Genomic DNA, 23,230 nt, shown 5'->3' on the forward strand with positions numbered 1-23,230 from the left:
ACTCGCCAGCCGGGTCGTATTGATGGCGGCGGTGGATCGGGTTGTAGGCGTGTTCGACCAACAGCGCAGGTTGGATGCCTGGATTGTGAATTTGCGAGAGCTTTTCTGCCGGCAAGGTAGAGGCGAATTGCCAGGCTTTGCGGCCCATGGCGTCGTAGCCAAAGCAACTGGTGAGCGCGCCCTGGGTGCGCAGGACTTCGCGGTGCAGGTCGTCGCGCTCGATGTCGCTGATGAGCTGGCCGTCGAGGTTGAGTTGGTGCAGGTGGCCACTGCCGTAGTACAGGTGATTGAGGTGTTGGCCGGTAGGCAACATCAGGGTGGTGAGGTTGCTTAGCGGGTCGTACTCGTAGGACAAGGCACCTTGCGCCGTAGTCTCCTGGATCAGGCGGCCGAGCAGGTCGTAGGAGAATTCGAGGGTTTCTTCGCTGACACCCAGTTGCTTGCCCTGCGCGGTCGGCAGGCGTTGGATCGACAGCAGGCGATCGCCGTCGTCATATGCATAATCCTGACGGGCATCGGCATTGAGTTTGGCCAGCAGCCGGCCAATGCTGTCGCGCTCGAATTCGGTGCGGCGTTGTGGCCGCTCGCCGCGTTCGCCGTAGCCGGTTTCGTCGACCTGGGTCAGATGCCCGCCCAGGTTGTAGCTGAAGCGCCGGGTCAGGTTGTCGATGCGTTTTTCTTCGATCAGCCGGTCGGACGCATCGTAGGCGAACTGGTACGCCGCGTTGTTTTCGTTGATCAACGCGGTCAGGCGAATCGCCGCGTCGTATTCGTAGCGGATGCGCTGGCCCTTGGCGTCCTGGCGGCTGCTCGGCAGTCCCCGGGCGGTGCGTAGCAGACGCGTGGTCTGGCCTTTGCCGTCGGTGTGCGTCAGCACCTGGCCGAGGGCGTTGTAGGTGAACGATTCGCCGCTGCCGTCCGGGTGATGGATGCGCAGCACTTCGCCGTCGGGTTTGCGTTCCAGCGTGGTGGTCTGGCCCAACGCGTCGGTGACGGCGACCAGGTGCTGGCGCTCGTCGAAGCGGTATGTGGTGGTTTTACCCGAGCAATCCTGGAAGCGCTCGACCTGGGCCAGGGTGTTCCACCACAGGTATTTGGACTTGTGGGTCGCGTCGATGATGGTGTGTGGCAGGCCATCGTCGCCGTTGAGGTATTCGGTGGTGTGACCGAGGGCGTCGACTTCGGCGATGAGGTTGCCTTTGTCGTCGTAGCGGGCCTGCCATGTGCTGCCGTCGGGGTAGTCCACCTGGGTGATCAGCGGGGTCAGGTGGTGATAGCGGTATTTGATCGTGCGCCCGAGCGGGTCGCTCTCTTCAAGCAGGCGTGAGTATTCGTCGTACTTGAGCGTGAGTCTGTTGCCATCCGGCAGTGTCAGGCCAGTCATGTTGCCGCTGTCATCGATATCGATGGCGTAGTGTTCGCCGCCGAAGTCGCGGCTGGCGGTGACGCGATGATCGGCGTTGTAATGAAGCTCGGCTTCGCGCCCGAGCACATCGGTGACCCACGTAATACGGGCCTGTCTGTCGTAACGGAACAGGTAACGTTCGCCATCGCTGGTCCAGTGCTCCACCACGCGCCGCTGGCCATCGATGTGTTCCCAGCGGTAGTTGCAGGTCAGGCCGAGGGCATTGCTGTGACTGACCATCACACCGTCGGCATAGCTGAAACGGCGTACTGAATCACCGTTGCGATTGATCACTTCATTGAGCTGGCCGTGCTTGTCGTAACGGTACTGCACCAGCGTTTCAACGGCCTCGTTGGCGACTATACGCCTGACATCGGTGAGGCGACCCAGCGGGTTGTCGTAATGCAGGTGCACCCGCACGCCACCAGTGGCGCTGATGTCGGTGAGCGTACCTTCAGCGGTGCGAGTGAAATGCAGGAAATGACCCAGGGCATTTTCAATGCGTTGCAGCGCCACGGGGATGTTGTCGTCTTCGACTTCGCCGAAGTAAAAAAAGGTGTTGTCGAGGGTTTGCAGCAGATAGTGACCGCCTTCGGTGCAAACCAGATACACCTGTTCATGCGGGTTGTAGATGCGCTCCCCTGGCTGCACGTCCACGAACGGAACGCTGCGCCCCTGATTGTCGGTGAGATAGACAAAAGCGCCACTGCGACGCAGGCTCTGCTCCCAGGGCAGGACCCATCCTTTTCCAAGTACGCTGTCGACACCCAGGTCGCTTGCATAGAACCGCGACCATTGAATAGGCATCAGGCCCGGCAGGCTGAAGTCGGTTTCGTCGGTGATGACCTTGCGGCCGGTAGTCGCGTCGACCGGGTTGCCGATCAAGCCACCCACCGCGCGCTCGATGGCAGGGCCCACGACGTAACGCGACGCCACCTCACCGGCGACGAATCCGGCGGTGAATTTCAGGACGCAGGGCATGACGGCTTTCATGCCGGCCTGGGTCCCGGCCTTGATCAATTGGGCGATACCGCCCGCCGCGCCGGCAACCGCCATCAGAATGTCGACCGTGGTCCGCAGCCACCCGGGAATTTCATCGTCCACCGGCAGGTAGCGGTAGGTTCCGCCACCGATGAAAACATTGTCCGAACCGCTGGAGAGGGTAGCACCGCAGGTCAACTTGTCGCCCTTGCGAGCAGCCGCCGTACCGTTGATGAAGACGTTGGTTGAACCTTCGGCGACCTTCACCGGGCCTGGATGCTTATCGCAGGCGCCGGTGCTTTTCTCCACATGGGCTGCCTTGCGGCTGTTGATGAAGACGTTGGGCGACGCGGTGACAATGGTCCCCGCGGGTGAAGAAAACATACTGCCTATCTTTTCTCCGGCCGCGGTGAGCAGGCTACCTCCGACGCCTGCCAGTAAACCTGCCAACAATGCCACGCCAAACCCACAGGTAAACGTCGCGATCGCCACCGTAGCGATCAACGCTATGCCAAGTGCTGCGCCGATGAGAAACCCGCCCAATGCACTGGTGTGCGACAGTTCATCACCAAACCTTGCGGCTTCGAACATGACCGTTACTCCTGAGCGCTGGAGTCGGTCACGGAGTCGCCCGGCAGGCGAGGCTGAAAGCTCGCCAGCAGGTCCACCCAGTTCTGGTTCTGCTCACTGCTGAAATCAGCCTGGGCGGTAGTGGAAAAGATTATCGCGCGTCCCGGTGAAATCAGAAACGCTGCCTGACGCTGGTAGAACGGTCGGCCATCGGTCATGTAATACGCATCGATCTGCACGCCGTCGATCGGCGCCGAAGTCGACAGCGCTACGGCTTTTTTGCCCAGTAGCGTATAGCCGCGCAGCTTGGACGCGAGCATCTTGATCTGACGTTCGACGTAGGCTTTGAGCGCCTCGCCGGGCAGCAAAGTATCGCGGGAAATGGTGATGCTCAATGGTGCGGGAATGCTTGCCCCCAGCACAAACATGTTTACGGTTCGATCCTGGAAACCCTGTGGCAACGCAATGCTGCCTTCCTGCAACTCATAATCCATGTGATGTAAATTCCTGAATTCAAAAAAAGGGTATTTCAGCTGGCCGCGAGGTCATCGAGCATGCCGTCAAAATCAACCAGCCAGAGACTGAGCGCGGGTCTTGCCGGATCAATCTCGCAACCGATACTCAGCCATTGCATATCTTCACGTCCAACGACCGGCACAAGCGCACCCACCAGGCGCGCGTGTCGATCGGCATGGCCGCTCTTGAAATGCAGATCCGCCGACTTCGCCGTACTACCGGCCACGATGACATCGCGCTGGCGAATGATGCGCACGTCCGGGTGTTCCTTGCGAAACGCCTGCACCGAGGCATCGAACAGTTGCTCCAGGGTCTGCCCCTGTTGCACATCACGTCGCTTGATCGTCAGGCTGACCGGTTCGCCTTCGTGCTCGACAGTGGTCTGGATCTCGCGGAATTGAAAACCCGTCGGAAATGCCAGATTGAATCCCGCGAAACTGAAGCTGCTGGGCGTGTCTTTCAGCGCCACCACAGGCGCGGGTTCCGGCTCGGGCTCAGGCTGGACGGGGACCGCGTTCTGCTGGGCGAGCCGTTCAGCTTCCTCTTGCGCAATACGCTTTTCGGAAATGCGATCGTAGAGGCTGGTTCTGATCATCGCGCCGCTACCTCAGTCATTGACCCTGACCTCGGAACCGGTGATCTGGGTCGTGCCGGTACTGACCGTGTTGATCGTCTTGCCTTTGATCTCGATGCCGTCCGGCGTGAGAATGATGCTGCTCTCCCCCACCTGAAGAATGATGTGTTGCTTGGCGTTGACCTGGATGAACTGGTTATCGACCTGAATCGTCAGCGAGCCTTCCTGGACATTCATCACCGTGTCTTTCTTGATCGTTTCAGTGTGCGTGCCACCGACCGTGATCGTGCGGTTGCTGCCGACACTGTGGGTCTCGTCGACCTCAATCTCGGTGTCCATGTTGCGCTCGGCATGCATGATGATCTGCTCGGCACCGGCCTTGTCTTCGAAGCGGAAGAAGTTCGCCGTACCGCCGTCACCTTTCATTGACCGGGTCAAAAAACCACTCTGGGTCTTGTTCGCCGGCAGCGACCAAGGCGGTGTGTTCTGGCTGTTGTAGAGACTGCCCATGACCAGCGGGCGGTCGGGGTCTCCATCAAGGAAAGCCACAACCACCTCGTCGCCAACGCGAGGGATCAAGACACTGCCGAAACCGCCACTGGCGCCGGACTGTGCGACACGGACCCAGCAGGAACTCTTGTCGTTGAACTCGCCGTAGCGGTCCCAGTGAAACTGTACTTTCACCCGGCCCAGTTCATCGGTATAGATTTCCTCGCCAGGTGGGCCGACAACAATGGCGGTTTGCGGGCCGGAAATCGTTGGCGTCAGCGTGTCGAGCTGCGGTCGGAACTTGATTTTCTTGCGTACGCAATCAAACTTGTTGGCATAACCCGCCTGCCCGCCGGACAGGTAATTATTACTGCCCCAGTGCTCGATGCACGTCAGCAAGAATTGTCGATCCTCGACTGAGCCATTATCGTGTTCGTAATGCTGCGTGAGTTCGAACGTATAGCCCGGGCGCATCGCACGGCAATTGCTCCTTCCCGAAAATCCCTTGCCCCTGAGCTCCAAAGCCTCGATACGATTGCGCACCAACACTTCGCCATCGTCATAGTTTGCATGGGTGTACTGGCCCATGAAATCGTAAATCTCGTAGGCCGGTACATCGCCCTGCTGATTGAGACTGTTCATGCTGACCGGCAGGCGGTTTCGAGGCTGACGGTAATCGAACGTCTGGACCGCTATCTTGCTCGACTGCAATTCCCTTACCGCATTCCAGTGAGTGATTGAATCCGCCGACTCTGTGATGGACGCCGTGTGAAATCGCACTTGTGGCTGCTCTGGCAGCGCAGGCAACTGGGTTGAATCATCCATGATGATCAGCGTGTGACTGTCGGCAGCATGTTCGTAGTAATAGAACAGCCCTTCGTGCTCCAGCAGGCGCATGACGAAATGCCGATCACTTTCCCGATACTGAGTGATATAGCTATGGGGTTTGAGCGTACGGTTGATACGAAATTCGAACTTGGCCAGCCCTTCATAACGACTGAACACTTGGGTGATCACTTGTTCGACGGTTTGGTCCTGGAATATCTGCGAGTCGAACCGCTGTTCAAGCAAACTGAGCCAGGAGCCAATCAGCGCGAAATACCGACACATCCCACCGTCGCTGCCATTACTGCCAAAACGCAGTACATGCCCGTTGATGTAACGACTTGCGCCCGTCGCCAGTTCGATCTCTATCGTCGCCGACTGCCCCATGGCGGATTTGAGTTTTACGCTGGCATCATCGGACAGAAGGTCCAAATGGAAACCAAACTCCATCGACAGGCCTTCGTGTCCGGTGAAAGACTCAAGCAAGAGCTCCTGACCACTTTTGAGCGGCATGGTCAGTTTGAACAGGCGCCGGTTCTGTGCGGTAAACAGGGATGAAAGGTCCATTGTCATGTGCAACTCCTGGAATCAATATTCGGGCAACCACCGCATTAACGTTCTGATCGTCAGGAACCTGTCGACTGGCGCAGGGAACCCAACCACTTGAATAACCGACCCAGCCACCAGCGGCTGCGGGCTTCGCGAATTTCGTCGATTTGCATGAAGGTGAAGGGGGTTGGCATTTTGCGCTCACGGATATGAAGGGTGCGGAGACCGCGGATGCCATGACGTACGTAGAAAAGAAGAATTACAGAAAGCACCGTGCAGGCTACCACCACAAACATGCCGCCCGTTTCTGCACCCACCGACTTTAGAAACATACTGCCTGTGAGCGTCGATACACCGGAAATTAATCCAAGGTTATAATTCCTGGAATTCACAATTCTTTTAGGTCGAGGCGCGACTCTATTGCCTACGCATTCGAAAGGAAAGAACGATGCCTTACTATAAAAAATCACCAAAAACATCATAAGCACTATAGTGATCGGTGCTATCCCAATAGCTACAGATCTAGGATCTCCCTTGCCAAAATAATCTGAGACAATCAAGTACGCCAGACTACCAGCAATATAAGGAAAAATACATATCGCAACTGACAACACCGTCGCCAATAACAAAATATATCTCTCACAGCAATAAATTAGATATAGGCTAAAACCAAAACCAACCACAACAATAAAAAAATACCACCACCAAAAATACTTCAAGTTTGAGGGTCCAAAAGCACCAAAAAAGGCCACTCCAATAAACATTAGAAAAATTTGTTTTTTTATATTCTTAGCATCAATCATGACCATTTCACTCGACTCCGCGCCACATCACGTCGAAGAACGCAGGGAAGTTAACCACTTAAACAACCTACTCAACCACCAGCGCCTGCGAGCTTCACGTATTTCGTCAATTTCCATGAAGGTATAGGGTGCAGGCATATTTCGTTCTTGGATGTGAAGCGTGCGCAGACCTCGAATACTGTGACGTGACAAAATCGAAATAGCTATTGAACATCCAGTGCAGATTACGACTGCTAGTACATTGCTTGTCTGCGCATCAACTGACTTGAAAAATATTCCGCTTGTGAGCACAGCCGCACCCACTACCAATCCAACACTATGACTTTTATTGCTCTGCCCCTTACCCCGCGCGGCAACTCTATTCCCTTTGCACTCGAAAGGAAAAAAAACCGTCTCCCCATAGAGTATTGTGGCAACCGTTAAAAACACTGTTAGCGCTGGTGACAAGCCCACCAGTGCAGCAAGCAAACTGTTCCCACCTAAGACTCTCGAAGCAGATAGATATGCCACCGTACAGGCTAGGTAAGTAAAGATACCGACCACCAGCAAAAACAGTGACGACAGATACAACACAAATCGTTCACAGCTATAAATTACGTACAAAACAAAACCTAGCAGTGCAACTATAAAAAATAGATATACCCACCAGAAATAGCTCAAATTTGAGGGACCAAAGGCACCAAATAGAGCAGCAGAAAAAAAGACAATCCACCCACCCTTCTTTAAATTTTGCGAATCAATCATGAGACTGACGCGAAGAAAGCAACCATTTAAATAATCTCCCCAACCACCAACGACTGCGGGCTTCGCGTATTTCATCGATTCTCATGAAGGTGTACGGAGTAGGCATTGTATGCTCCCGGAGTCGCAGCGCGCGAAGACCTTGGATTGTATGCCGACAGTAAAGTATTAAAGCTATACAACCAGATGTACCGACTAAAACCCCAAGCGCACCACCATTTAATGAACCTATTAATTTCAACACTCCCCCCCCTGTTAGAGTAAGAAGCCCTGCCAGAAAACCTGCACTATACTTCTCTCGGCTCTCGACCTTAAAAGCCACTTTATTGCCTTCAAGTCTAAAGCTTGATAAATGACTTCTACCATAAGCAGCAATCGCTACCGCCAAAGAAATCAAAATCAAGGGCGACAGTCCAATAGCGATCGATTTAAAACTCCCCTCTCCAAAAAAATCCGAGACAACCAAATACAAAACACTAGAAAACAAAAAACCCATTATGCCGACACCAGTGAAAAATATCATCACAACAAAAAACACATATCGCTCACAAGCCCCAACCAAAAAAAGAGTTATGAGCAAGAAAAAAACCACTACAACACAATATATAGACCAATAATATGGCACTCCTGGCGGACCAAACATACCAAAAAACACAACCATAAGAAAAACAACCCACGGACCAGTTTTCACCGTATCTACAGCAGGATCAAAAAGCATGATCAATCAACTTATTTATTGAACCACCAATCTTTTTATCAGCGCCGGACTTACCCATATAATATTGAACTGCCAGACCAGCACCCCAACCAACCAACAACACTATTACCAATGGAGCTGCAACCAGCGAAGACCCCATAAAAAAACTCACTAATACACCACTGGCGAACGCCGCTACGTTAGTAGGCTGGCTATATGCAGACTCCCTATAAAACTCTTCCATTGAAGTCGAACTTGTATAATCCAGATAAGCCTGCGGCCCAATGGCTAGCGCCACACCCACCGTATTACCCGTCATGAATTTTAGTCCGCCTGCCGCTCCTCCGGCATGCAACATTGCACGCTTACTCAGTGCAGTTTTTGTTCCATAAGCCGGAAGATTAGCAACTTGCCCTCCAACCCGACCGAGCACCTTGTAACTTTGTGCCTGAGCAGTAATCGGCACCTCGAAGTGCAACTGCCCTGCAACCCGAATCAGTTTTATCCTGCCTTTGAAGGCTTTCTTAGCCGAGATCGAGTTCGCTGTGCCCCGACTATTGGCCCACTTGATCAGTTTTTTCTTGTCGGCCGCGGAGAGATCCAGCAAGTCTACAACCGACTTCGACTTGGAAAATGCAGCTACGCTGGTGCCTGCACTGACCAACGTGCCAGGCAAGTTGGCTGGAGAAAACAACAAAGAGCCTATCTCCGGGATGGCCGCTGCGGTTTTCTGTAATTCTTGCAGCGCTTCGACGGAAACGTCCTTCGCCGAAGACAAATTCCTGATTAACGAGCGCAGTAACTGCAAGGACTCTTGCGCCTCACTCGGCGACATTTCCAATTCGGGCGAAGCCAGTTCATGGGCAAGAAACATCGCCGCGTTGTAATCGTTGGTCGCGTAGTAACCGGCAAAATTTGGCGGTGCAGGAATAGCCCGCGAGGCGAGTTCGCTGGGAAACGGAAGCCTACCGCCGCCAATCAATCCAGCTTGTGATCGTGTGCCACGGGGGTTCGCCACTGTGCAGGGTAAAAACCTTTCGTCCATGTTCCTTTCTCCTAATACCGCCTTCCCGAAAAGATCTTCGGCAAAACCTGCTCCGTGCAATAACTGACCAATCTTTCTTGGGCCATACTCCGCCCGAAGAGCATTGCCCCATCAACCATCACGAAAAAACCGCTGTTTCAATTGTCTTCCTGAATCACAAACGGCGGAAAATGACCCGTGGGTGCGACAACCACCCTGCGGAAAAAGTGCCGAAGGACTTCAACAAAAATAGAACTGCATCACATTTTTCAATCGTCATCTGAGCACGTGCGAAAGGAAACACCTATGCAACACCAAGTGTCAAGCAGGTATTTTTTCTCAGGAAATCATATGTCGAAATGCTAGCACATCACTCATCGCCTCCGAATTGCTTGTTAGCCTTCAATATTGAACCGGCTTCACATAGATATGGATTAAATACTTGATCCACTACGTCGTCGAAATCACTGAATTGGCTGAATTTCAGAATTACCTGACAGACATATCCCACAAGTAGTGGCAATCAGACATCATTGTGGCCAGTAATCCAATACGGAAAAATCCGTTCCCATGGATATCGAAAAACTGAAAGAAAAAACTCTGAGGCTACGGTCGACCATCGATGCATTGATGGCAGAGGACCCTGCTGTAGCTCAACTGGATCTAGAGCTGGCGCCCCTGATGGACCGGGCTGAACGAGGCCGAATCCGCACACCTTTGGAGTGGCGGGATATCCCTGGATGCTACTTGTTCACTGAAGACGGCTTGCAGCAATACGCAGAACTTGAGCTAGCTTTTGCGGAATTTAAAATCGAACTGATCGGAGGAGAATCCCCTACGCTACGTCGACTAAAAACCCAGATGGAAGAAAAATAGAACAGTAATCCGAAACCTACATAATCACCAAAATGCAGGCCAAAATCGGCGATGTGCCGATCAGCAATGGCGCCTTCAAGTTCGCAAATACCAAGCGCTCGGACGCCAGCAACATCGCCGCCCTGTTCGCCAGCTTGAGCATGCGCAACGAGAATGGCAGCAGGCACGCCATCAATACGACCAGTCCCCGCCAGCAACCAGTATCATCGATTTGCCAATGCAGTGGCCGGCGCTGGCGATTGCGGTTGTCTGCGCAGTGATTGCCTCGCTGAAGTAAGCCTACCGACCACTCGGCAAGGGCGGTCGCGTTTCGACTTGCTCAAGGCTTACACGAAACGTGGTGTAAGTGTCGCCGTCTTCAAGGTAAAGGTTGCTCTGGTAGTTCGAGACTGCGCCTTTGAGTTTGATGTGCAGGCCGTTGGAGACACGCTGGATTACCACGTCTTTCAAGTCAGTTTCCGAGACCAGGAAGGGCGGGGTCTTGCCGAGGCGCACCTTCATCGTCTCATTATTCCTACCGCCGTCATTGTTGACGTAGAACCTCAGGCTTTTGGGTTCATCTGCATCCCTGGCATCTTGAACGATGTAGATCGACTGTCCCGGAATGAAGTCTTGCTTCAGGACTATCTCAGCAGGAAACTCTGGTTTGTGCAGGTACGCATAGATGGAAACGCCTAGAAGGCAGAGCAAAAAGATAATCGCGAGATACTTTTTGACTCTGACGACAAGAGATTGCGGTTCGGCCTTATTCATGGAATTCAACTGTAATCGAAGGTGAATAGCACCAAACCTTCCATCGGCTCGTAGAACATGACGATCATGTCTGCTCCGACCGTCCGGAAATGCCAGCCCACGAAGGCGCGAAAGCCTTCACGCAATTGTATGGCCCGACCTGAAAGTTACTGAGTGCAGTCGTACTTGGCGCGTTATACAGAAATATCGACGGTATGTAACGCGATATTGCCCGAACACTTGTTCAGCCATGGAGAGGCCGCCTTGTATATCCCGACATCCTGAGATGCCATCACTTCGTTGACGGCTATATGACACTCGTCCTGCAATTTTTTCGTCAACGGCCACTCAAGTGGGTATTAGGTGAACCGCTTCACCTTTTTTAAAATATTTTCGATTAAAAATTGGATCCACAACCCCTCTGAAACCATTGAATTGACTGACTTTCGGAACTGTCTGACAGACACATCCAGCAAATAGTGGCAAGAAGGCATCATTGCGGTGTGTAACAAAAACGAGAAAAAATCCGCCGCCGAATGAACTTTTCGATACGACGTGTTGCCATACACGGCGTTACTGGCAACTCAATATCCATATGCCAGCATCACACTCCCGGTTGGTTCCGGCAGTGTGTTTTTTTGATGACCGACATCAGCAATTACCTCTCGTGGACGAATGTCCATGGGAAATCAAACCACTCGACATGCACCGGTTTTTTTAAGCCAGGGAGGCGTGGAGTGTTCAAGGACGATGTACCGATGACTCAAGCGTTTTTTGATGTTGAAGCATTGATCAAGCTGCGAAGCCAGACCCGGGCCATTTCCGATGCGCTGAAGGCGCAGGCCGCGGATTATCTGGCGACCCTGGCTTTGCTGATTCGTCCGCAGACGTTTTTCGGTGAGTACCTGCAGGGTGCGCAACGCAGCAGCGGGCGCGAGACCCAGCACCATTTCAAGGAGCTCAAGGAGCTCTACGACCGCATCGGCTCGGCCGCTCCGTTCCAGCTGGTCAATGAGCTCGAAGTCCCCCTCAACCTGCTCAGTACTACCCCGCAATTGTTTGCGCTGGAGTACGACAAGGTACTGAGCGCAAACGGTCAAAGCATTCGCATCACCAGCCCCGTACGCTGGGTGGTCGGCTTCAGTTCGTTCGACCTGGCCCGCTTCCGCGCCATCATCAAAGACCCCAATCGCAGCAGCGCCGAGTTGTACCGCTTCGTGGTGCATTACCTGGTGCTGTTCTACTGCCTGAGCAAGTCGCCCGGCATCAGCCGCCTGCTCGAAGGCTTGCGCTTTCCCGTCACGTTCGAACGCTTGAAGGAATTCGGCGACCTGCCCTTCTGCGTGATCAGCTCGCCGGTTCGCTCGCAGTTGCCCGACGAGGCCGTGATCCGCAGCAGCACCCAGATCGCCGGCAACACCAGCTTCGAAGAGTTGGTGGGCTTTGAAAACATCATGGACATGAACGATGAAATCCGTCAGCGCCTGCTGCTGACGATCGAAGGAATGTAACGCGCTCGGCCACCCATTGAACCGACACGCACACGACTTGCAGCGAATTGTTCGCACAGGAGATCACGATGGCGAAGAAGGAAAGTACCCAGCACAAACTCGACCGCGTCCGCGCGCCTCGGGTCCATATCACCTATGACGTGGATATCGGTGACGCTCAGGAAAAGAAAGAGCTGCCCTTTGTCGTCGGTGTGCTGGGCGATTTCTCCGGCAACCCGCTGGAGCCGCTGCCGAAGCTCAAGGACCGCAAGTTCATTTTCATCGACCGCGACAATTTCAACGGTGTGCTCAAGGGCATCAAGCCGCGCCTGACCTACCGCGTCGACAACACGCTGGCGAAAAACGGTACACAACTGGGCGTCGAGCTCAACTTCAACGCCCTTGAAGATTTCGAACCGCAGAACGTGGTCAAGCAGGTCGAGCCGCTGCGCAAGCTGCTGGACGTGCGCAACAAGCTGGCGGACCTGCGCAACAAGATGGGTGGTAACGACAAGCTCGAAGAGCTGTTGATGGACGTGTTGCAGAACACCGAGAAGCTGAAAACCCTGGGCAAGGAATTCGGGCGCGAAGCCGCCGTTCCAGCCACCGACGGCAAAGCGTAGGAGCCTGACGATGAACGACAAGCAAACCGTGACTCAACAGGACAGCGAACTGGTTGAAGTGGAAAACTTCACCGCGCAATCCTCGCTGCTCGACAGCATCATTTCGCAAAGCCGCGTGGCCCGCTCCGAGACCGAGCGCACCCGCACCCGCGACCTGATTGGCGAGTTGGTCAACCAGATCCTTGAAGGCGAAATGACGCCGAGCAAGGACCTGATCGCCGTGCTCGATGCGCGTATCGCCGAGATCGACGCGATGCTTTCCGAGCAGATGAACGAGATCATGCACGCCAGTGAATTCCAGCAGCTGGAAGCGTCCTGGCGTGGCCTGAAGTATCAGGTCGACCAGACCGAAACCAGCACCACGCTGAAGATTCACTTGCTCAACGCGTCGAAGAAAGACCTGGTGCGTGATCTCAAGGCCGCTTCTGAATTCGACCAGAGCGCGCTTTTCAAGAAGATCTACGAAGAAGAGTACGGCACCTTCGGCGGTGCACCGTTCGGCATGCTGCTGGGTGACTACGAGTTCAACCGCAGCCCGGAAGACATGTACCTGCTTGAAGAGATTTCCCATGTCGCCGCCGCCGCCCACGCGCCGTTCATCTCGGCAGCCTCGCCTGAACTGTTCGGCTGGGATTCGTTTACCGACATGTCCGGGCCACGGGATCTGGCGAAGATTTTCGACACCGTCGAATACGCCAAGTGGAAGTCGTTCCGCGCCTCCGAAGACTCGCGCTATGTCGGCCTGACCCTGCCCCACGTGCTCGGTCGCCTGCCGTATGGCCCGGATACCACGCCGGTCGAGGAATTCAACTTCGTCGAAAGCGTCGACGGACGCGACCACAACAAGTACCTGTGGATGAACGCCGCCTACGCACTGGGCACTCGGGTCACTGATGCGTTCTCCCGTTACGGCTGGTGCGTGGCAATTCGTGGTGTCGAGGGTGGTGGTCTGGTTGAAGGTTTGCCGACCCACACATTCAAGACCGATGACGGTGAAATCGCCCTCAAGTGCCCCACCGAGATTGCCATCACCGACCGCCGCGAGAAAGAGCTGTCGGACCTCGGTTTCATTCCGCTGGTGCACTGCAAAGGCACCGACTACGCCGCGTTCTTCGGCACCCAGTCGGCGCAGAAACAGAAGCAGTACAACACCGATATCGCCAACGCCAACGCCCGGCTTTCCGCGCAATTGCAGTACATCTTCGCCACTTCGCGCATCGCGCACTACATGAAGGCGATCATGCGCGACAAGATCGGCAGCTTCGCCTCGCGCAAGGACGTCGAACTGTTCCTCAACAAGTGGCTTTCCAGCTACGTGTTGCTGGACGACACCGCGAGCCAGGAAGCCAAGGCCAAGTTCCCATTGCGCGAAGCGCGTGCCGAAGTGTTCGAGGTGCCGGGCAAGCCGGGCGTCTACAAGGCTGTGACGTACCTGCGCCCGCACTATCAACTGGACGAACTGACTGCATCGTTGCGTCTGGTTGCTGAATTGCCGCAATCGACCCGCGGCTGATCGAACACTTTGCCAGGAAGGCGATATGACGAGTCAACACAAGCTGTTGCCATCACTGCTGGACCGATTGCTGGACGATCGTCCGCATCAGTCCATCGAAGCGTCATCGCAACGCTTGTGTTCGCTGGCCGATTACAAGGCCAGCATCGTTCGCGACCTGGAGATTCTGGTCAACACGCGCCAGTCCCTGGTCGCCAGCGAGCTGGACGGTTTCGTCAATCTGGGCGGCACCATCCTTGACTACGGCATGCCGGACTTCACCAGTCGCAGCGTGCTTGATCCGAAAGATCGCCTGTTGATCCAGCGGCAGCTGGAGAAGGCGATCACGGTCGGCGACCGGCGCTTTCGCAGCGTAAAAGTCCAGCTGCTCGCACAACAGACCGGCCAACGCATGCTGACCTTTCGCGTGGACGCGGTCCTGCGCCTGCAAGACATCACCCGTCAGGTGTCCTTCGACGCGGTGCTGCAGGTCAACACCCAGGAATACAAAGTGCAGAACCTCAACTGATGCTCGACGATCTGCTGCCCTATTACGAAAAGGAACTGTCGCACCTGCGCTTTTTGGGCCAGGAGTTTGCGAGCCAGTATCCGAAAATCGCTTCGCGGTTGCTCATCGAGGGCGATAACTGCGAAGACCCGCACACCGAGCGCTTGATCGAAGCGTTCTCGTTTCTCTCTGCGCGGGTGCACAAAAAACTCGACGATGAGCTGCCGGAAATCGTCGAATCGTTTCTCGAAGTGCTGTACCCGCATTACCTGCGCCCTACCCCGTCGATGTCGATCGTCGAGTTCAACCTGGGCAAACAGGAAAAGGTCACCGAAGCGTTCCGTGTGCCCCGGCATACCGAGCTCAGTGCCAACCCGATCGATGGCGTGGTGTGTAAATTCCGCACCTGCTACCCGGTCGAGTTGTGGCCAATAGCCGTGCAGCAGGCGTCGTTCATCGAGATGGAGCGCTCGGCATTCAACGGCCACAGCGCCGACCTGGTCGCCCGCTTGCGCATCGGCCTGACAGCGACCTCCGATGTGATGTTCGGCAAGATGGAACTCGACAGCCTGCGGTTTTTCCTCGACGGCGAAAGCACGTTGATGCTGCAACTGTACGAGCTGCTGTTCAACAACCTGGCCAAGGCCACGTTGAGCTTCGAGGATCAGGGGCGCAGCCGCGAGGTGGTCTTGCCGGCCAACGCGCTGAAAGCTGTCGGTTACGGTCTGGACGAAGGGTTGGTGGATTACTCGGAGCGCTCGTTCCTCGGTTATCGCTTGCTGCACGAATACTTCACCTTCCCCGACAAGTTCATGTTCTTCGACCTGTCTGGGTTCGCGCGCATTCTGGCGGGCAAGGAGATCGAGAAAGTCGAGGTCAACTTCTACTTTTCCGACTACGACCTCAGCGATCGCCTGGCGCGTCTGACGCAAAATATCGGGCGTAATAACTTCAAGCTCAACTGCACGCCGATCATCAACCTGTTCCGCCAGCAGGCCGAGCCAATCAAGTTGACCCACGCTCAGCACGAGTACGCGGTGACGCCGGATGTGCGCCTGCAAAGCTCGGCCGAAGTGGTGTCGATCGATCGCGTACGGCGCGTGCGCAAGGTCGGCGGTATCGATCAGGTCGGCACTTGCCATCCGTTTTTCGAACCCCGTGGCGATCAAGGTTCCGGCCAAAGTTTCTGGATTGCCCGGCGCCGCGCCGTGCAGTTCGGCCAGCGCGATGGCTCGAACGTGTTTATCCGCGTGGTGGATCGCGAATTGGGTTTGCTGGAGGCCAATAACGATACGTTGAGCATCCGCCTGACCTGCAGCAACCGCGACTTGCCCCTGATGCTGCCTTTCGGTGGCGAGCGCGGCGATTTCAATATCCCCGGCAACTCGGTGATCAAGGACATCCGCTGCCTGCGCAAACCCACCGCCACTGTTCGTGTACCGCTGGGCAACGGGGTGATCTGGCGACTGATTTCGCACCTGTCGCTGAACCACATGTCACTGGTGTCCCGTGGCCGCGAAGTGCTGCTGGAGCTGCTGTCGCTCTACAACTACCGAAACGTGTCGGCGATCCGCAAACAGATCAACGGCATCGTCTCGGTGAGCAGCGAACCGGTCGTTGCACGCATCGGTCACCCACGGCCGAACTTCGTTCGAGGCGTCGGTATCACCCTCAATTTCGATGAAAGCCAATACACCGGCAGCGGTGTGTTTTTGTTCGGCATGGTGCTCGACCACTTCTTTGGTCAGTACTGCTCCATGAACAGTTTTACCCAATTAACCCTTCGCACCTTGCAGCGCGAAAAGAGAGTCGTCCAATGGCCACCGCGAACCGGCGATCAACCTCTGGTCTGATTGACCAGGCACGGGCTGAGCCGCACCGATTCGAGTTTTTCCAATTGGTGCGCTTGCTTCGCCTGCATTACAGCAGAACCGGGCGCATGGACCTGCAAACCCGTCCGCACGAAGACCCTTTGCGTTTTCGCTCGCAGCTGTCGCTCAACTTCCCGGCCAGTGAAGTCAGCGACTTGCAGTTTGAGCGCGAAGGCAAGGTGTCCGTGGCTGGCCTGCCGCTGTCCGAGGTGCAAGTCACGTTCATGGGACTGGTGGGGCCGTCGGGTGTGTTGCCGCGCCCATACACCGAGCTGTTGATCGAGCGACACATCCAGTATCGGGATGATGCAGCGCACGCCTTCCTCGACATCTTTTCGCACCGCATGACCACGCTGTTTTACGAGGCCTGGCAAAAGTACAAGTTTTACATCGAGTACGAACGCAACGGCAGCTCGGATTTCGACCGCTATCTGCTCAACCTGGTGGGCTTCGGCCCGGAGGCGCAGAAACAGAAATTCGACAAACAAGGCTCGCCCCTGCGCCGCGAACTGTTCAGCTATTTCTCCGGCCTGTTCGCCCAGAAACCACGCAATGCGTTGAACCTGGAAGTGATGCTCAGCTTCTATTTTTCGCTGCCGTTCAAGGTCAAGCCGTTCGCCGGTCGCTGGCTGAAGCTCGAAGCCAGCCAATGCACGCAACTGGGCCGCAAGAACGCCGTGCTAGGGCAAAGCGCGGTCGCCGGTAACCGGGTCTGGGATTACCAGTCGTGCGTGCGCATCGAAACCGCACCACTGGAACTGGCCGACTATCAACGCTTGCAGCCAGGCGCCGTCGACTACCAGAAATTGCTCGAACTGGTGCGTTTCTATGTCGGTGCGGAACTCGACTTCCAACTGGCGCCCAAGCTCAAGACCCAAGCCGTACCCGTCGCCCGCCTTGGTCGCCAGGGCAACGTCTCACTGGGCCGGCTCGGCTGGCTCAAACGACCAGGCGTCGACGTGGAACCCTCCCGTTGCGCGCTCTTCCACATTCCTTTTGATGGGGTCTCCCTGTGAACCTGAAGTCCCTGTTCGCCAAGCTGAACGACACCAGCCGCACTGCCACCGAGAGCGCCGCGGCGCTTTGTCTGTCGGAACACCACTACGACGTTGAAGTCGAGCATCTGTTGTTGCAGTTGCTCGACAGCAGCGATAACGACCTGCCGGCGATCCTGCGTCATTACGATGTGGTGCCCGAGCGCTTGCAGGCGCAATTGGTGACGGCACTGGGGACTTTCAAAAAAGGCAATTCTCGCACCCCGGCACTGTCCCCGCACCTGACTCGCATGATCGAGCAGGCGTGGGTCCTGGCGTCCATCGAGTTCGGCCAGGCACAGATCCGCACCGGTCATCTGCTGCAGGCCTTGCTCGATGACGACGAGCTGCGCCGGGTGGTGATCGCGGGTGCGGCCGAGCTGGAGAAGATCAACGCCGACGATCTGCGCGTGAATCTCAACGCGTTGGTAGAAGGCAGCGCCGAGTCGCAACAGGCCAAACCACTGGACACCACTGGCGGTGTGAGCAGCAGCCCGGTTAAAGGCAACGGCAAGACGCCGGCCCTCGATCAGTACACCATCAATCTCACGCAAAGCGCTCGCGAAGGCCGGATCGACCCGGTGCTGGGCCGGGAGTTCGAAGTGCGGCAGATGGTCGACATCCTGACCCGCCGCCGCCAGAACAATCCGATCCTGACCGGTGAAGCCGGCGTCGGCAAAACCGCCGTGGTCGAAGGCCTGGCGCTGCGCATCATTCAAGGTGACGTGCCGTCGGTACTCAAAGGCGTTGCCATCCACACCCTCGACCTGGGCTTGTTGCAGGCCGGAGCCGGCGTGAAAGGCGAGTTCGAAAACCGCCTCAAGTCGGTCATCGAAGAAACCAAGCGCAGCCTGCATCCGATCATTCTGTTCATCGACGAAGCCCACACCCTGATCGGTTCGGGCGGTCAGGCCGGGCAGAACGATGCCGCCAACCTGCTCAAGCCAGCCCTGGCTCGCGGCGAACTGCGCACCATCGCGGCGACCACCTGGGCCGAGTACAAGAAGTACTTCGAGAAGGATGCCGCCCTCGCCCGCCGTTTCCAGGTGGTGAAGGTCGAAGAGCCGGACGAAGACAAGGCGATCCACATGCTGCGCGGCTTGCTGGCGAAGATGCAGGAGCACCACAACGTCACGGTGATGGACGAAGCACTGGTGCAGGCCGTGCGCCTGTCCAATCGCTACATCACCGGGCGCCAGTTGCCGGACAAAGCCGTCAGTGTGCTGGACACCGCTTGCGCACGGGTTGCCTTGGGGCAATCGGCGCAGCCGGGACCGCTGGAAGACTGCAAGCGTCAGATCGACAACTTGCAGGCGGAAATTTCGGTCCTGGAGCAGGAAGCCGCCAAAGGCAGCGACCACGCCCGACGCCTGACCGCCCTCAATGCCGAGTTGCAGAGTGAGCAGCAGACCCGCGACGCCCTCGAACAACAATGGCAACGCGAGCTGCAACTGGTGGAGCAACTCGGTGCCCTCAGCCACCCCGAGAATCAATCACCCGATGCCATTGAGATTGCCGCCGTACGCGCCGAACTGGCCAGCGTCCAGGGCGAGCAACCGCTGGTGCATGCCCTGGTGGATGGCGGCACCATCGGTGAAGTGATTTCCGGCTGGACCGGCATTCCCTTGGGCAAGATGCTGCGCGACGAAATCGAAACCGTGCAGCGCCTGCCTGCACTGCTGGCTGAGCGGGTACTCGGACAAGACCACGCGCTGCATGAAATCGGCAAGCGCATCAAGATTTCCCGCGCCCGCATGGAAGACCCGAACAAACCGATCGGCGTGTTCCTGTTGCTCGGCCCGAGCGGCGTCGGCAAGACCGAAACCGCACTGGCGCTGGCGGACACCCTGTACGGCGGTGAGCGTAACGTCATCACTATCAATATGTCCGAATACCAGGAGGCCCACACGGTCTCCAGCCTCAAGGGCTCGCCGCCGGGTTATGTCGGTTATGGCGAGGGTGGTGTGTTGACCGAAGCCGTGCGGCGCAAGCCGTACAGCGTGGTGCTGCTCGATGAAGTGGAAAAGGCCCACCCGGACGTGCTCGAACTGTTTTTCCAGGTGTTCGACAAAGGCGTATTGGATGACGGTGAGGGTCGCGAGATCAATTTCCGCAATACCGTGATCATCCTCACGTCCAACACCGGCACCGACCGCATCATGCAGTGGTGCCTCAATGCCCAGCCGCAACCGACGCCCGAAGCCATCGTCGAAGGACTGCGTGACGAGCTGAATCAGGTATTCAAGCCAGCCTTCCTCGGCCGCCTGACCATCGTCCCGTACTACCCGGTCAAGGACGCGATTCTGGAGCGCATCGTCGCACTCAAGCTGGAGCGCATTCGCCAGCGCTTCGAGCGAAATCATCAGGCCGTCCTGAGCTATGACGAGGCGCTGGTCAAAGCCATTGCCTCGCGCTGCACGGAAGTCGACAGCGGCGCCCGCAACATCGACAACATTTTGTCCAAGACCCTGATGCCGGAACTCGCGCAGCGGGTACTGGAGCGAATGGCGCAGGACAAACCGATCCAGAGTTTGAACATCGAATTGGGCAGCGACGGCGACTTCGCCTATCGCCTGTGCTGATCGAGCATTTACAGGTAGCGGTCATGGATAACAGACAAACAGGGAAGCAGCCCGCGAAAACGGCATTGGCTAAATGCCTGACGGCGGTGGCGGTGATGCTGGCGCTGACGGCGTGTGGCGTCACCGACCGGGTCGGCAAGCGGGTCGACGACACGTGGGCCGGCGACATGCTGTTCGATGACAGCGAAAAAGTCATCCTGACGTCCGACGGCGGCAACCAGCTCAACCCCGACGCCTCCGGCAAACCGCTTTCGGTGGTGCTGCGGGTCTACCAGCTGACTTCTCTGGAGCGCTTTTCATCGGTTGACGCGGATTCGTTGTGGGACGACCCGCAAAAAGCCCTCGGCAATACCCTGATCGAGAACCGTGAAATCACTTTGCTGCCGGGTATGGGTCAGGTCGACAAGTGGCCACTGAACAAAGCCGCAGGTTATGTCGGCGTCGCGGCTTTTTTCCGCTCGGAGGAAAACAGCCGCTGGAAGGTCGCGTTTGACGCCAATTCGTTGCGCAAGGACGGCATCTGGTTCTCTTCCGATGGCCTGCGGGTGCTGGTGGACAACAACACGGTGTCCGCCGTCAGCGGCGTCGACGTGCTGAACAAACCCAAGACCGAAGAGCAGCTCGCCAAGGCCTACACCCTGCCCGACCAGCAGGTCCAGCCGACGCTGGCCGAACGGGTTGAGGACGTCGTGATCGAAAAGGCCCAGGACAAAGCGGCCAGTTCCGCGCAAAAAGCGCTGGACTCGAAATTGAATTCATTTTTGGAAGGCGCTCAATGAGTAAGCAAAGCCGGGTGATGTGGTCCGAAGGCATGTTCCTTTTGCCACAACATTTCCAGTATCAGGATGAGTTCCACCAGCATCAGCTGGCGCAGGCGACGCTGCGCAATACGCCCTTTCACTGGGGCGTGCAGTTGCTGGAAGTGGACGAGGAAGCCCTCGCCACCGGTTCCTTGCAGCTCAAACGGCTGAAGCTGGTGTTTCCCGACGGCAGCCTGTTCGACGCGCCGCAGCATGATCCGCTGCCCGCGGCCCGTGACTTGAAAGACCTGCTCAAGGGAAACGACCTGAAGGTCTACGCCGCGCTGAAACTGCCAGAGCCCTTCGGCCTGAATTACGTTGAAGAGGGCCAGGAACAAAAGACCGGACGACGCTTTCGCAAGCAGTTCGACACCCTGCCGGACCTCAACGAAGGCGACCTGGAAAACGAAATCACCAGCCTGCGCCTGAACGTGGTGATGCTGATCGACGGCGACAACCTTGATGGCTACACCTGGTGCCCGATTGCCCGGCTGTCACGCAACAACATCGGCGGCTTCAACCTCGACGGGCATTTTGTGCACCCGACGCTGCACCTGGGCACCCACGACACCCTGGTCGGGCTGGGCAAGCGTCTGCTCGGTGCATTGCAATCCAAGAGCAAGGCGTTGTCCGGTCGCCGTCGCGAGCGCGCGGACCAGATCGCCGAGTTCGGTTCCAGCGACGTGACCCTGTTCTGGCTGCTTAACACGGTGAACCGCGCCCACCCGAGCCTGGCGCATTTGCTCGCGCACCCGCGTTTGCATCCCGAACGTTTGTACCTGTTCCTGGCCGAACTCGCCGGCGGCCTGTTGACGTTTTCGCTGGATACGCAGCTCAACGACATTCCCGAGTACGACCACCACGACCCGGCGGCCTCGCTGGTCAAGCTCGACGAAATGATTCGCGTGCTGCTCGACAACGTCGTGCCGAACCAGTGCGTGGTGATCAACCTGACGCAGACCAAGCCCTCGTACTGGCAAGGGCAGTTGCACGATCCACGGCTGGCAGAGGCGGATTTCTACATTTCCGTGCATGCCGACATGCCAGGCGCAAGCCTGTTGGAACTGGTGCCGCGGGCGTTCAAGGTCGGCTCGCCGGAGGACATCGAAGTGGTGGTCAACAGCGCCATGCCGGGCGTCACGCTCAACCACTCGACGCGCCTGCCCAATGCGATCCCGGTGCGACTGGACAATCACTATTTCTCCATCGAGCCCCATGGCCGGGTCTACGAACGCATGATGAGTGCCCAGGCCATTTCTTTCTATGCGCCCAGCGCGTTCACCAACCTCAAGCTTGAACTGATGGCGGTACTCAAATGACCGAAGCCGTACTGCAAGGCGCCGTTGCGGCTGCCAGCGAAAAACCGACGCTCAAAGACCTGGTGCAGGATTTCATCAGCATGGCGCTGATCGTGCGCAAGGGTCGGCAAGTGACCTCGGTCAGCGCCTTTGAAGCGAGCGTCGACGCTTTCTTCAAGACACTGGAGCGTGAAGCGCGCAGTGCCGACTACAGCGTTGAACAGGTCAAAGACACCCAGTACGCGCTGTGTGCGTTCCTCGATGAAAGCGTGCTGCGCTCCGGCGACAACGAGTTGCGCCGCCACTTTGAATTGCAGCCGTTGCAATTCCGCTACTTCGGCGTGCACCTGGCCGGTGAAGGTTTCTTCGAAAAAATCGATTCGTTGCGCGGCGACGTCAAACAGAACCTCGATGTACTCGAGGTTTACCACCTGTGCCTGGCATTGGGTTTCGAAGGCAAATTCAGCATCGGGCAAAAGGACCAATTGCGTTACCTGGCCAATACCCTGGGCCAGGACATCGCGCGGTTTCGCAAGACGCCCAAGGCACTCTCGCCCGACTGGGCACTGCCAGACCAGGTTTCGCAGATGCTGCGTCATGAAGTTCCGCTTTGGCTCTACCTGGCGCTGATTGCGCTGGTCTGCGCAGGTGTTTACCTGACGCTGGACTGGCTGCTGGGCAAAGAAGTCGCCGCGCTGTCCGAACAAATCAGCCAGCTGTTCAGTGCCTGAGCACAGGTCAGGTAACCGA

General features: G+C 56.7%; 21 protein-coding genes. 11 read left to right on the plus strand and 10 right to left on the minus strand.

From position 1 onward, the window contains the following. From D8V06_RS21530 to D8V06_RS21565, 8 genes are all read right to left on the minus strand, one after another. Positions 1-2,977, minus strand: a 2,977-nt coding sequence (locus D8V06_RS21530) for a DUF6531 domain-containing protein (protein WP_130931743.1), incomplete at its 3' end; no start/stop codon positions are given. Positions 2,978-2,982: 5 nt separating this feature from the next. Further along, positions 2,983-3,450, minus strand: coding sequence for a DUF1795 domain-containing protein (locus tag D8V06_RS21535; RefSeq protein WP_056856665.1), 468 nt, complete (start codon positions 3,448-3,450; stop codon positions 2,983-2,985). Positions 3,451-3,485: 35 nt separating this feature from the next. Further along, entirely contained in the window at positions 3,486-4,067 is a 582-nt protein-coding gene (locus D8V06_RS21540; RefSeq protein ID WP_056856666.1) for a DcrB-related protein, read from the minus strand. Positions 4,068-4,079: 12 nt separating this feature from the next. After that, positions 4,080-5,933 carry a type VI secretion system Vgr family protein gene (locus D8V06_RS21545; RefSeq protein ID WP_177434469.1) on the minus strand — a complete coding sequence of 618 codons (1,854 nt, stop codon included), beginning with the start codon at positions 5,931-5,933 and terminating at the stop codon, positions 4,080-4,082. Between the two features lie 53 nt (positions 5,934-5,986). After that, positions 5,987-6,718 carry a hypothetical protein gene (locus D8V06_RS21550; protein ID WP_130931744.1) on the minus strand — a complete coding sequence of 244 codons (732 nt, stop codon included), beginning with the start codon at positions 6,716-6,718 and terminating at the stop codon, positions 5,987-5,989. Positions 6,719-6,739: 21 nt separating this feature from the next. Further along, positions 6,740-7,531, minus strand: coding sequence for a hypothetical protein (locus D8V06_RS21555; RefSeq protein WP_130908505.1), 792 nt, complete (start codon positions 7,529-7,531; stop codon positions 6,740-6,742). Continuing rightward, complete coding sequence (locus tag D8V06_RS21560; RefSeq protein WP_130904589.1) at positions 7,449-8,171, minus strand: hypothetical protein; 723 nt, start codon at positions 8,169-8,171, stop codon at positions 7,449-7,451. The genes D8V06_RS21555 and D8V06_RS21560 overlap by 83 nt, the downstream gene beginning before the upstream one ends. Beyond that, on the minus strand, positions 8,161-9,195 hold the full coding sequence (locus D8V06_RS21565; protein ID WP_130908504.1) for a hypothetical protein: 1,035 nt from the start codon (positions 9,193-9,195) through the stop codon (positions 8,161-8,163). Before D8V06_RS21565 ends, D8V06_RS21560 begins: the two co-directional genes overlap by 11 nt. A 549-nt stretch (positions 9,196-9,744) precedes the next feature. Here D8V06_RS21565 and D8V06_RS21570 point away from each other — a divergent pair. Beyond that, positions 9,745-10,050, plus strand: a complete 306-nt coding sequence (locus D8V06_RS21570) for a hypothetical protein (RefSeq protein WP_130908503.1) — start codon at positions 9,745-9,747, stop codon at positions 10,048-10,050. 16 nt (positions 10,051-10,066) lie between these two features. On the opposite strand, the gene D8V06_RS30455 is transcribed toward D8V06_RS21570, so the two are convergent. Then, on the minus strand, positions 10,067-10,222 hold the full coding sequence (locus D8V06_RS30455; protein WP_177434470.1) for a hypothetical protein: 156 nt from the start codon (positions 10,220-10,222) through the stop codon (positions 10,067-10,069). A 107-nt stretch (positions 10,223-10,329) separates the two neighbouring features. Continuing rightward, positions 10,330-10,803, minus strand: a complete 474-nt coding sequence (locus D8V06_RS21575) for a hypothetical protein (protein WP_130908502.1) — start codon at positions 10,801-10,803, stop codon at positions 10,330-10,332. Between the two features lie 737 nt (positions 10,804-11,540). Between D8V06_RS21575 and D8V06_RS21580 the strand changes: the two genes are divergently transcribed. The 10 genes from D8V06_RS21580 (at position 11,541) to icmH (ending at position 23,211) form a co-directional block, all read left to right on the plus strand. Then, the gene (locus D8V06_RS21580) at positions 11,541-12,293 is read left to right on the plus strand and encodes a hypothetical protein (protein ID WP_130931754.1); all 753 of its coding nucleotides are present in this window, start codon (positions 11,541-11,543) and stop codon (positions 12,291-12,293) included. Between the two features lie 68 nt (positions 12,294-12,361). Beyond that, a complete protein-coding gene (gene tssB / locus D8V06_RS21585; RefSeq protein WP_056856670.1) occupies positions 12,362-12,895 on the plus strand; it encodes a type VI secretion system contractile sheath small subunit in 534 nt (177 codons plus the stop codon). A 10-nt stretch (positions 12,896-12,905) separates the two neighbouring features. Further along, on the plus strand, positions 12,906-14,408 hold the full coding sequence (tssC, locus tag D8V06_RS21590) for a type VI secretion system contractile sheath large subunit (RefSeq protein WP_056856671.1): 1,503 nt from the start codon (positions 12,906-12,908) through the stop codon (positions 14,406-14,408). A gap of 25 nt (positions 14,409-14,433) precedes the next feature. Beyond that, positions 14,434-14,916, plus strand: a complete 483-nt coding sequence (gene tssE / locus D8V06_RS21595; RefSeq protein WP_056856672.1) for a type VI secretion system baseplate subunit TssE — start codon at positions 14,434-14,436, stop codon at positions 14,914-14,916. After that, on the plus strand, positions 14,916-16,748 hold the full coding sequence (gene tssF, locus D8V06_RS21600) for a type VI secretion system baseplate subunit TssF (protein WP_130931745.1): 1,833 nt from the start codon (positions 14,916-14,918) through the stop codon (positions 16,746-16,748). The genes tssE and tssF overlap by 1 nt, the downstream gene beginning before the upstream one ends. After that, positions 16,712-17,782, plus strand: coding sequence for a type VI secretion system baseplate subunit TssG (gene tssG, locus D8V06_RS21605; protein ID WP_130906573.1), 1,071 nt, complete (start codon positions 16,712-16,714; stop codon positions 17,780-17,782). The genes tssF and tssG overlap by 37 nt, the downstream gene beginning before the upstream one ends. Further along, positions 17,779-20,382 (plus strand): type VI secretion system ATPase TssH, encoded by a 2,604-nt coding sequence (gene tssH, locus D8V06_RS21610; RefSeq protein WP_130904594.1) that lies wholly within the window; start codon positions 17,779-17,781, stop codon positions 20,380-20,382. The genes tssG and tssH overlap by 4 nt, the downstream gene beginning before the upstream one ends. Before the next feature lie 23 nt (positions 20,383-20,405). Beyond that, a complete protein-coding gene (tssJ, locus tag D8V06_RS21615) occupies positions 20,406-21,161 on the plus strand; it encodes a type VI secretion system lipoprotein TssJ (RefSeq protein ID WP_130931746.1) in 756 nt (251 codons plus the stop codon). After that, positions 21,158-22,501, plus strand: a complete 1,344-nt coding sequence (tssK, locus tag D8V06_RS21620; RefSeq protein ID WP_130931747.1) for a type VI secretion system baseplate subunit TssK — start codon at positions 21,158-21,160, stop codon at positions 22,499-22,501. The genes tssJ and tssK overlap by 4 nt, the downstream gene beginning before the upstream one ends. Beyond that, a complete protein-coding gene (icmH, locus tag D8V06_RS21625; protein ID WP_056856677.1) occupies positions 22,498-23,211 on the plus strand; it encodes a type IVB secretion system protein IcmH/DotU in 714 nt (237 codons plus the stop codon). Before tssK ends, icmH begins: the two co-directional genes overlap by 4 nt. The last annotated feature ends 19 nt before the right edge of the window (positions 23,212-23,230 follow it).

Source organism: Pseudomonas sp. Sample_24, assembly GCF_004307605.1.
Lineage (GTDB): Bacteria > Pseudomonadota > Gammaproteobacteria > Pseudomonadales > Pseudomonadaceae > Aquipseudomonas.

What these genes read in the sequence shown, in the direction of transcription:
- tssG (WP_130906573.1), top strand. Translation starts at nt 16,712, where the DNA reads ATGGCCACCGCGAACCGGCGATCAACCTCTGGTCTGATTGACCAGGCA.
- tssK (WP_130931747.1), top strand. Translation starts at nt 21,158, where the DNA reads ATGAGTAAGCAAAGCCGGGTGATGTGGTCCGAAGGCATGTTCCTTTTG.
- D8V06_RS21550 (WP_130931744.1), bottom strand. Translation starts at nt 6,718, where the DNA reads ATGGTCATGATTGATGCTAAGAATATAAAAAAACAAATTTTTCTAATG.
- D8V06_RS30455 (WP_177434470.1), bottom strand. Translation starts at nt 10,222, where the DNA reads ATGGCGTGCCTGCTGCCATTCTCGTTGCGCATGCTCAAGCTGGCGAAC.
- D8V06_RS21575 (WP_130908502.1), bottom strand. Translation starts at nt 10,803, where the DNA reads ATGAATAAGGCCGAACCGCAATCTCTTGTCGTCAGAGTCAAAAAGTAT.
- D8V06_RS21570 (WP_130908503.1), top strand. Translation starts at nt 9,745, where the DNA reads ATGGATATCGAAAAACTGAAAGAAAAAACTCTGAGGCTACGGTCGACC.
- tssB (WP_056856670.1), top strand. Translation starts at nt 12,362, where the DNA reads ATGGCGAAGAAGGAAAGTACCCAGCACAAACTCGACCGCGTCCGCGCG.
- tssJ (WP_130931746.1), top strand. Translation starts at nt 20,406, where the DNA reads ATGGATAACAGACAAACAGGGAAGCAGCCCGCGAAAACGGCATTGGCT.
- D8V06_RS21565 (WP_130908504.1), bottom strand. Translation starts at nt 9,195, where the DNA reads ATGGACGAAAGGTTTTTACCCTGCACAGTGGCGAACCCCCGTGGCACA.
- D8V06_RS21535 (WP_056856665.1), bottom strand. Translation starts at nt 3,450, where the DNA reads ATGGATTATGAGTTGCAGGAAGGCAGCATTGCGTTGCCACAGGGTTTC.
- D8V06_RS21540 (WP_056856666.1), bottom strand. Translation starts at nt 4,067, where the DNA reads ATGATCAGAACCAGCCTCTACGATCGCATTTCCGAAAAGCGTATTGCG.
- tssF (WP_130931745.1), top strand. Translation starts at nt 14,916, where the DNA reads ATGCTCGACGATCTGCTGCCCTATTACGAAAAGGAACTGTCGCACCTG.
- D8V06_RS21545 (WP_177434469.1), bottom strand. Translation starts at nt 5,933, where the DNA reads ATGACAATGGACCTTTCATCCCTGTTTACCGCACAGAACCGGCGCCTG.
- D8V06_RS21580 (WP_130931754.1), top strand. Translation starts at nt 11,541, where the DNA reads ATGACTCAAGCGTTTTTTGATGTTGAAGCATTGATCAAGCTGCGAAGC.
- D8V06_RS21560 (WP_130904589.1), bottom strand. Translation starts at nt 8,171, where the DNA reads ATGCTTTTTGATCCTGCTGTAGATACGGTGAAAACTGGTCCGTGGGTT.
- D8V06_RS21555 (WP_130908505.1), bottom strand. Translation starts at nt 7,531, where the DNA reads ATGAAATACGCGAAGCCCGCAGTCGTTGGTGGTTGGGGAGATTATTTA.
- icmH (WP_056856677.1), top strand. Translation starts at nt 22,498, where the DNA reads ATGACCGAAGCCGTACTGCAAGGCGCCGTTGCGGCTGCCAGCGAAAAA.
- tssE (WP_056856672.1), top strand. Translation starts at nt 14,434, where the DNA reads ATGACGAGTCAACACAAGCTGTTGCCATCACTGCTGGACCGATTGCTG.
- tssC (WP_056856671.1), top strand. Translation starts at nt 12,906, where the DNA reads ATGAACGACAAGCAAACCGTGACTCAACAGGACAGCGAACTGGTTGAA.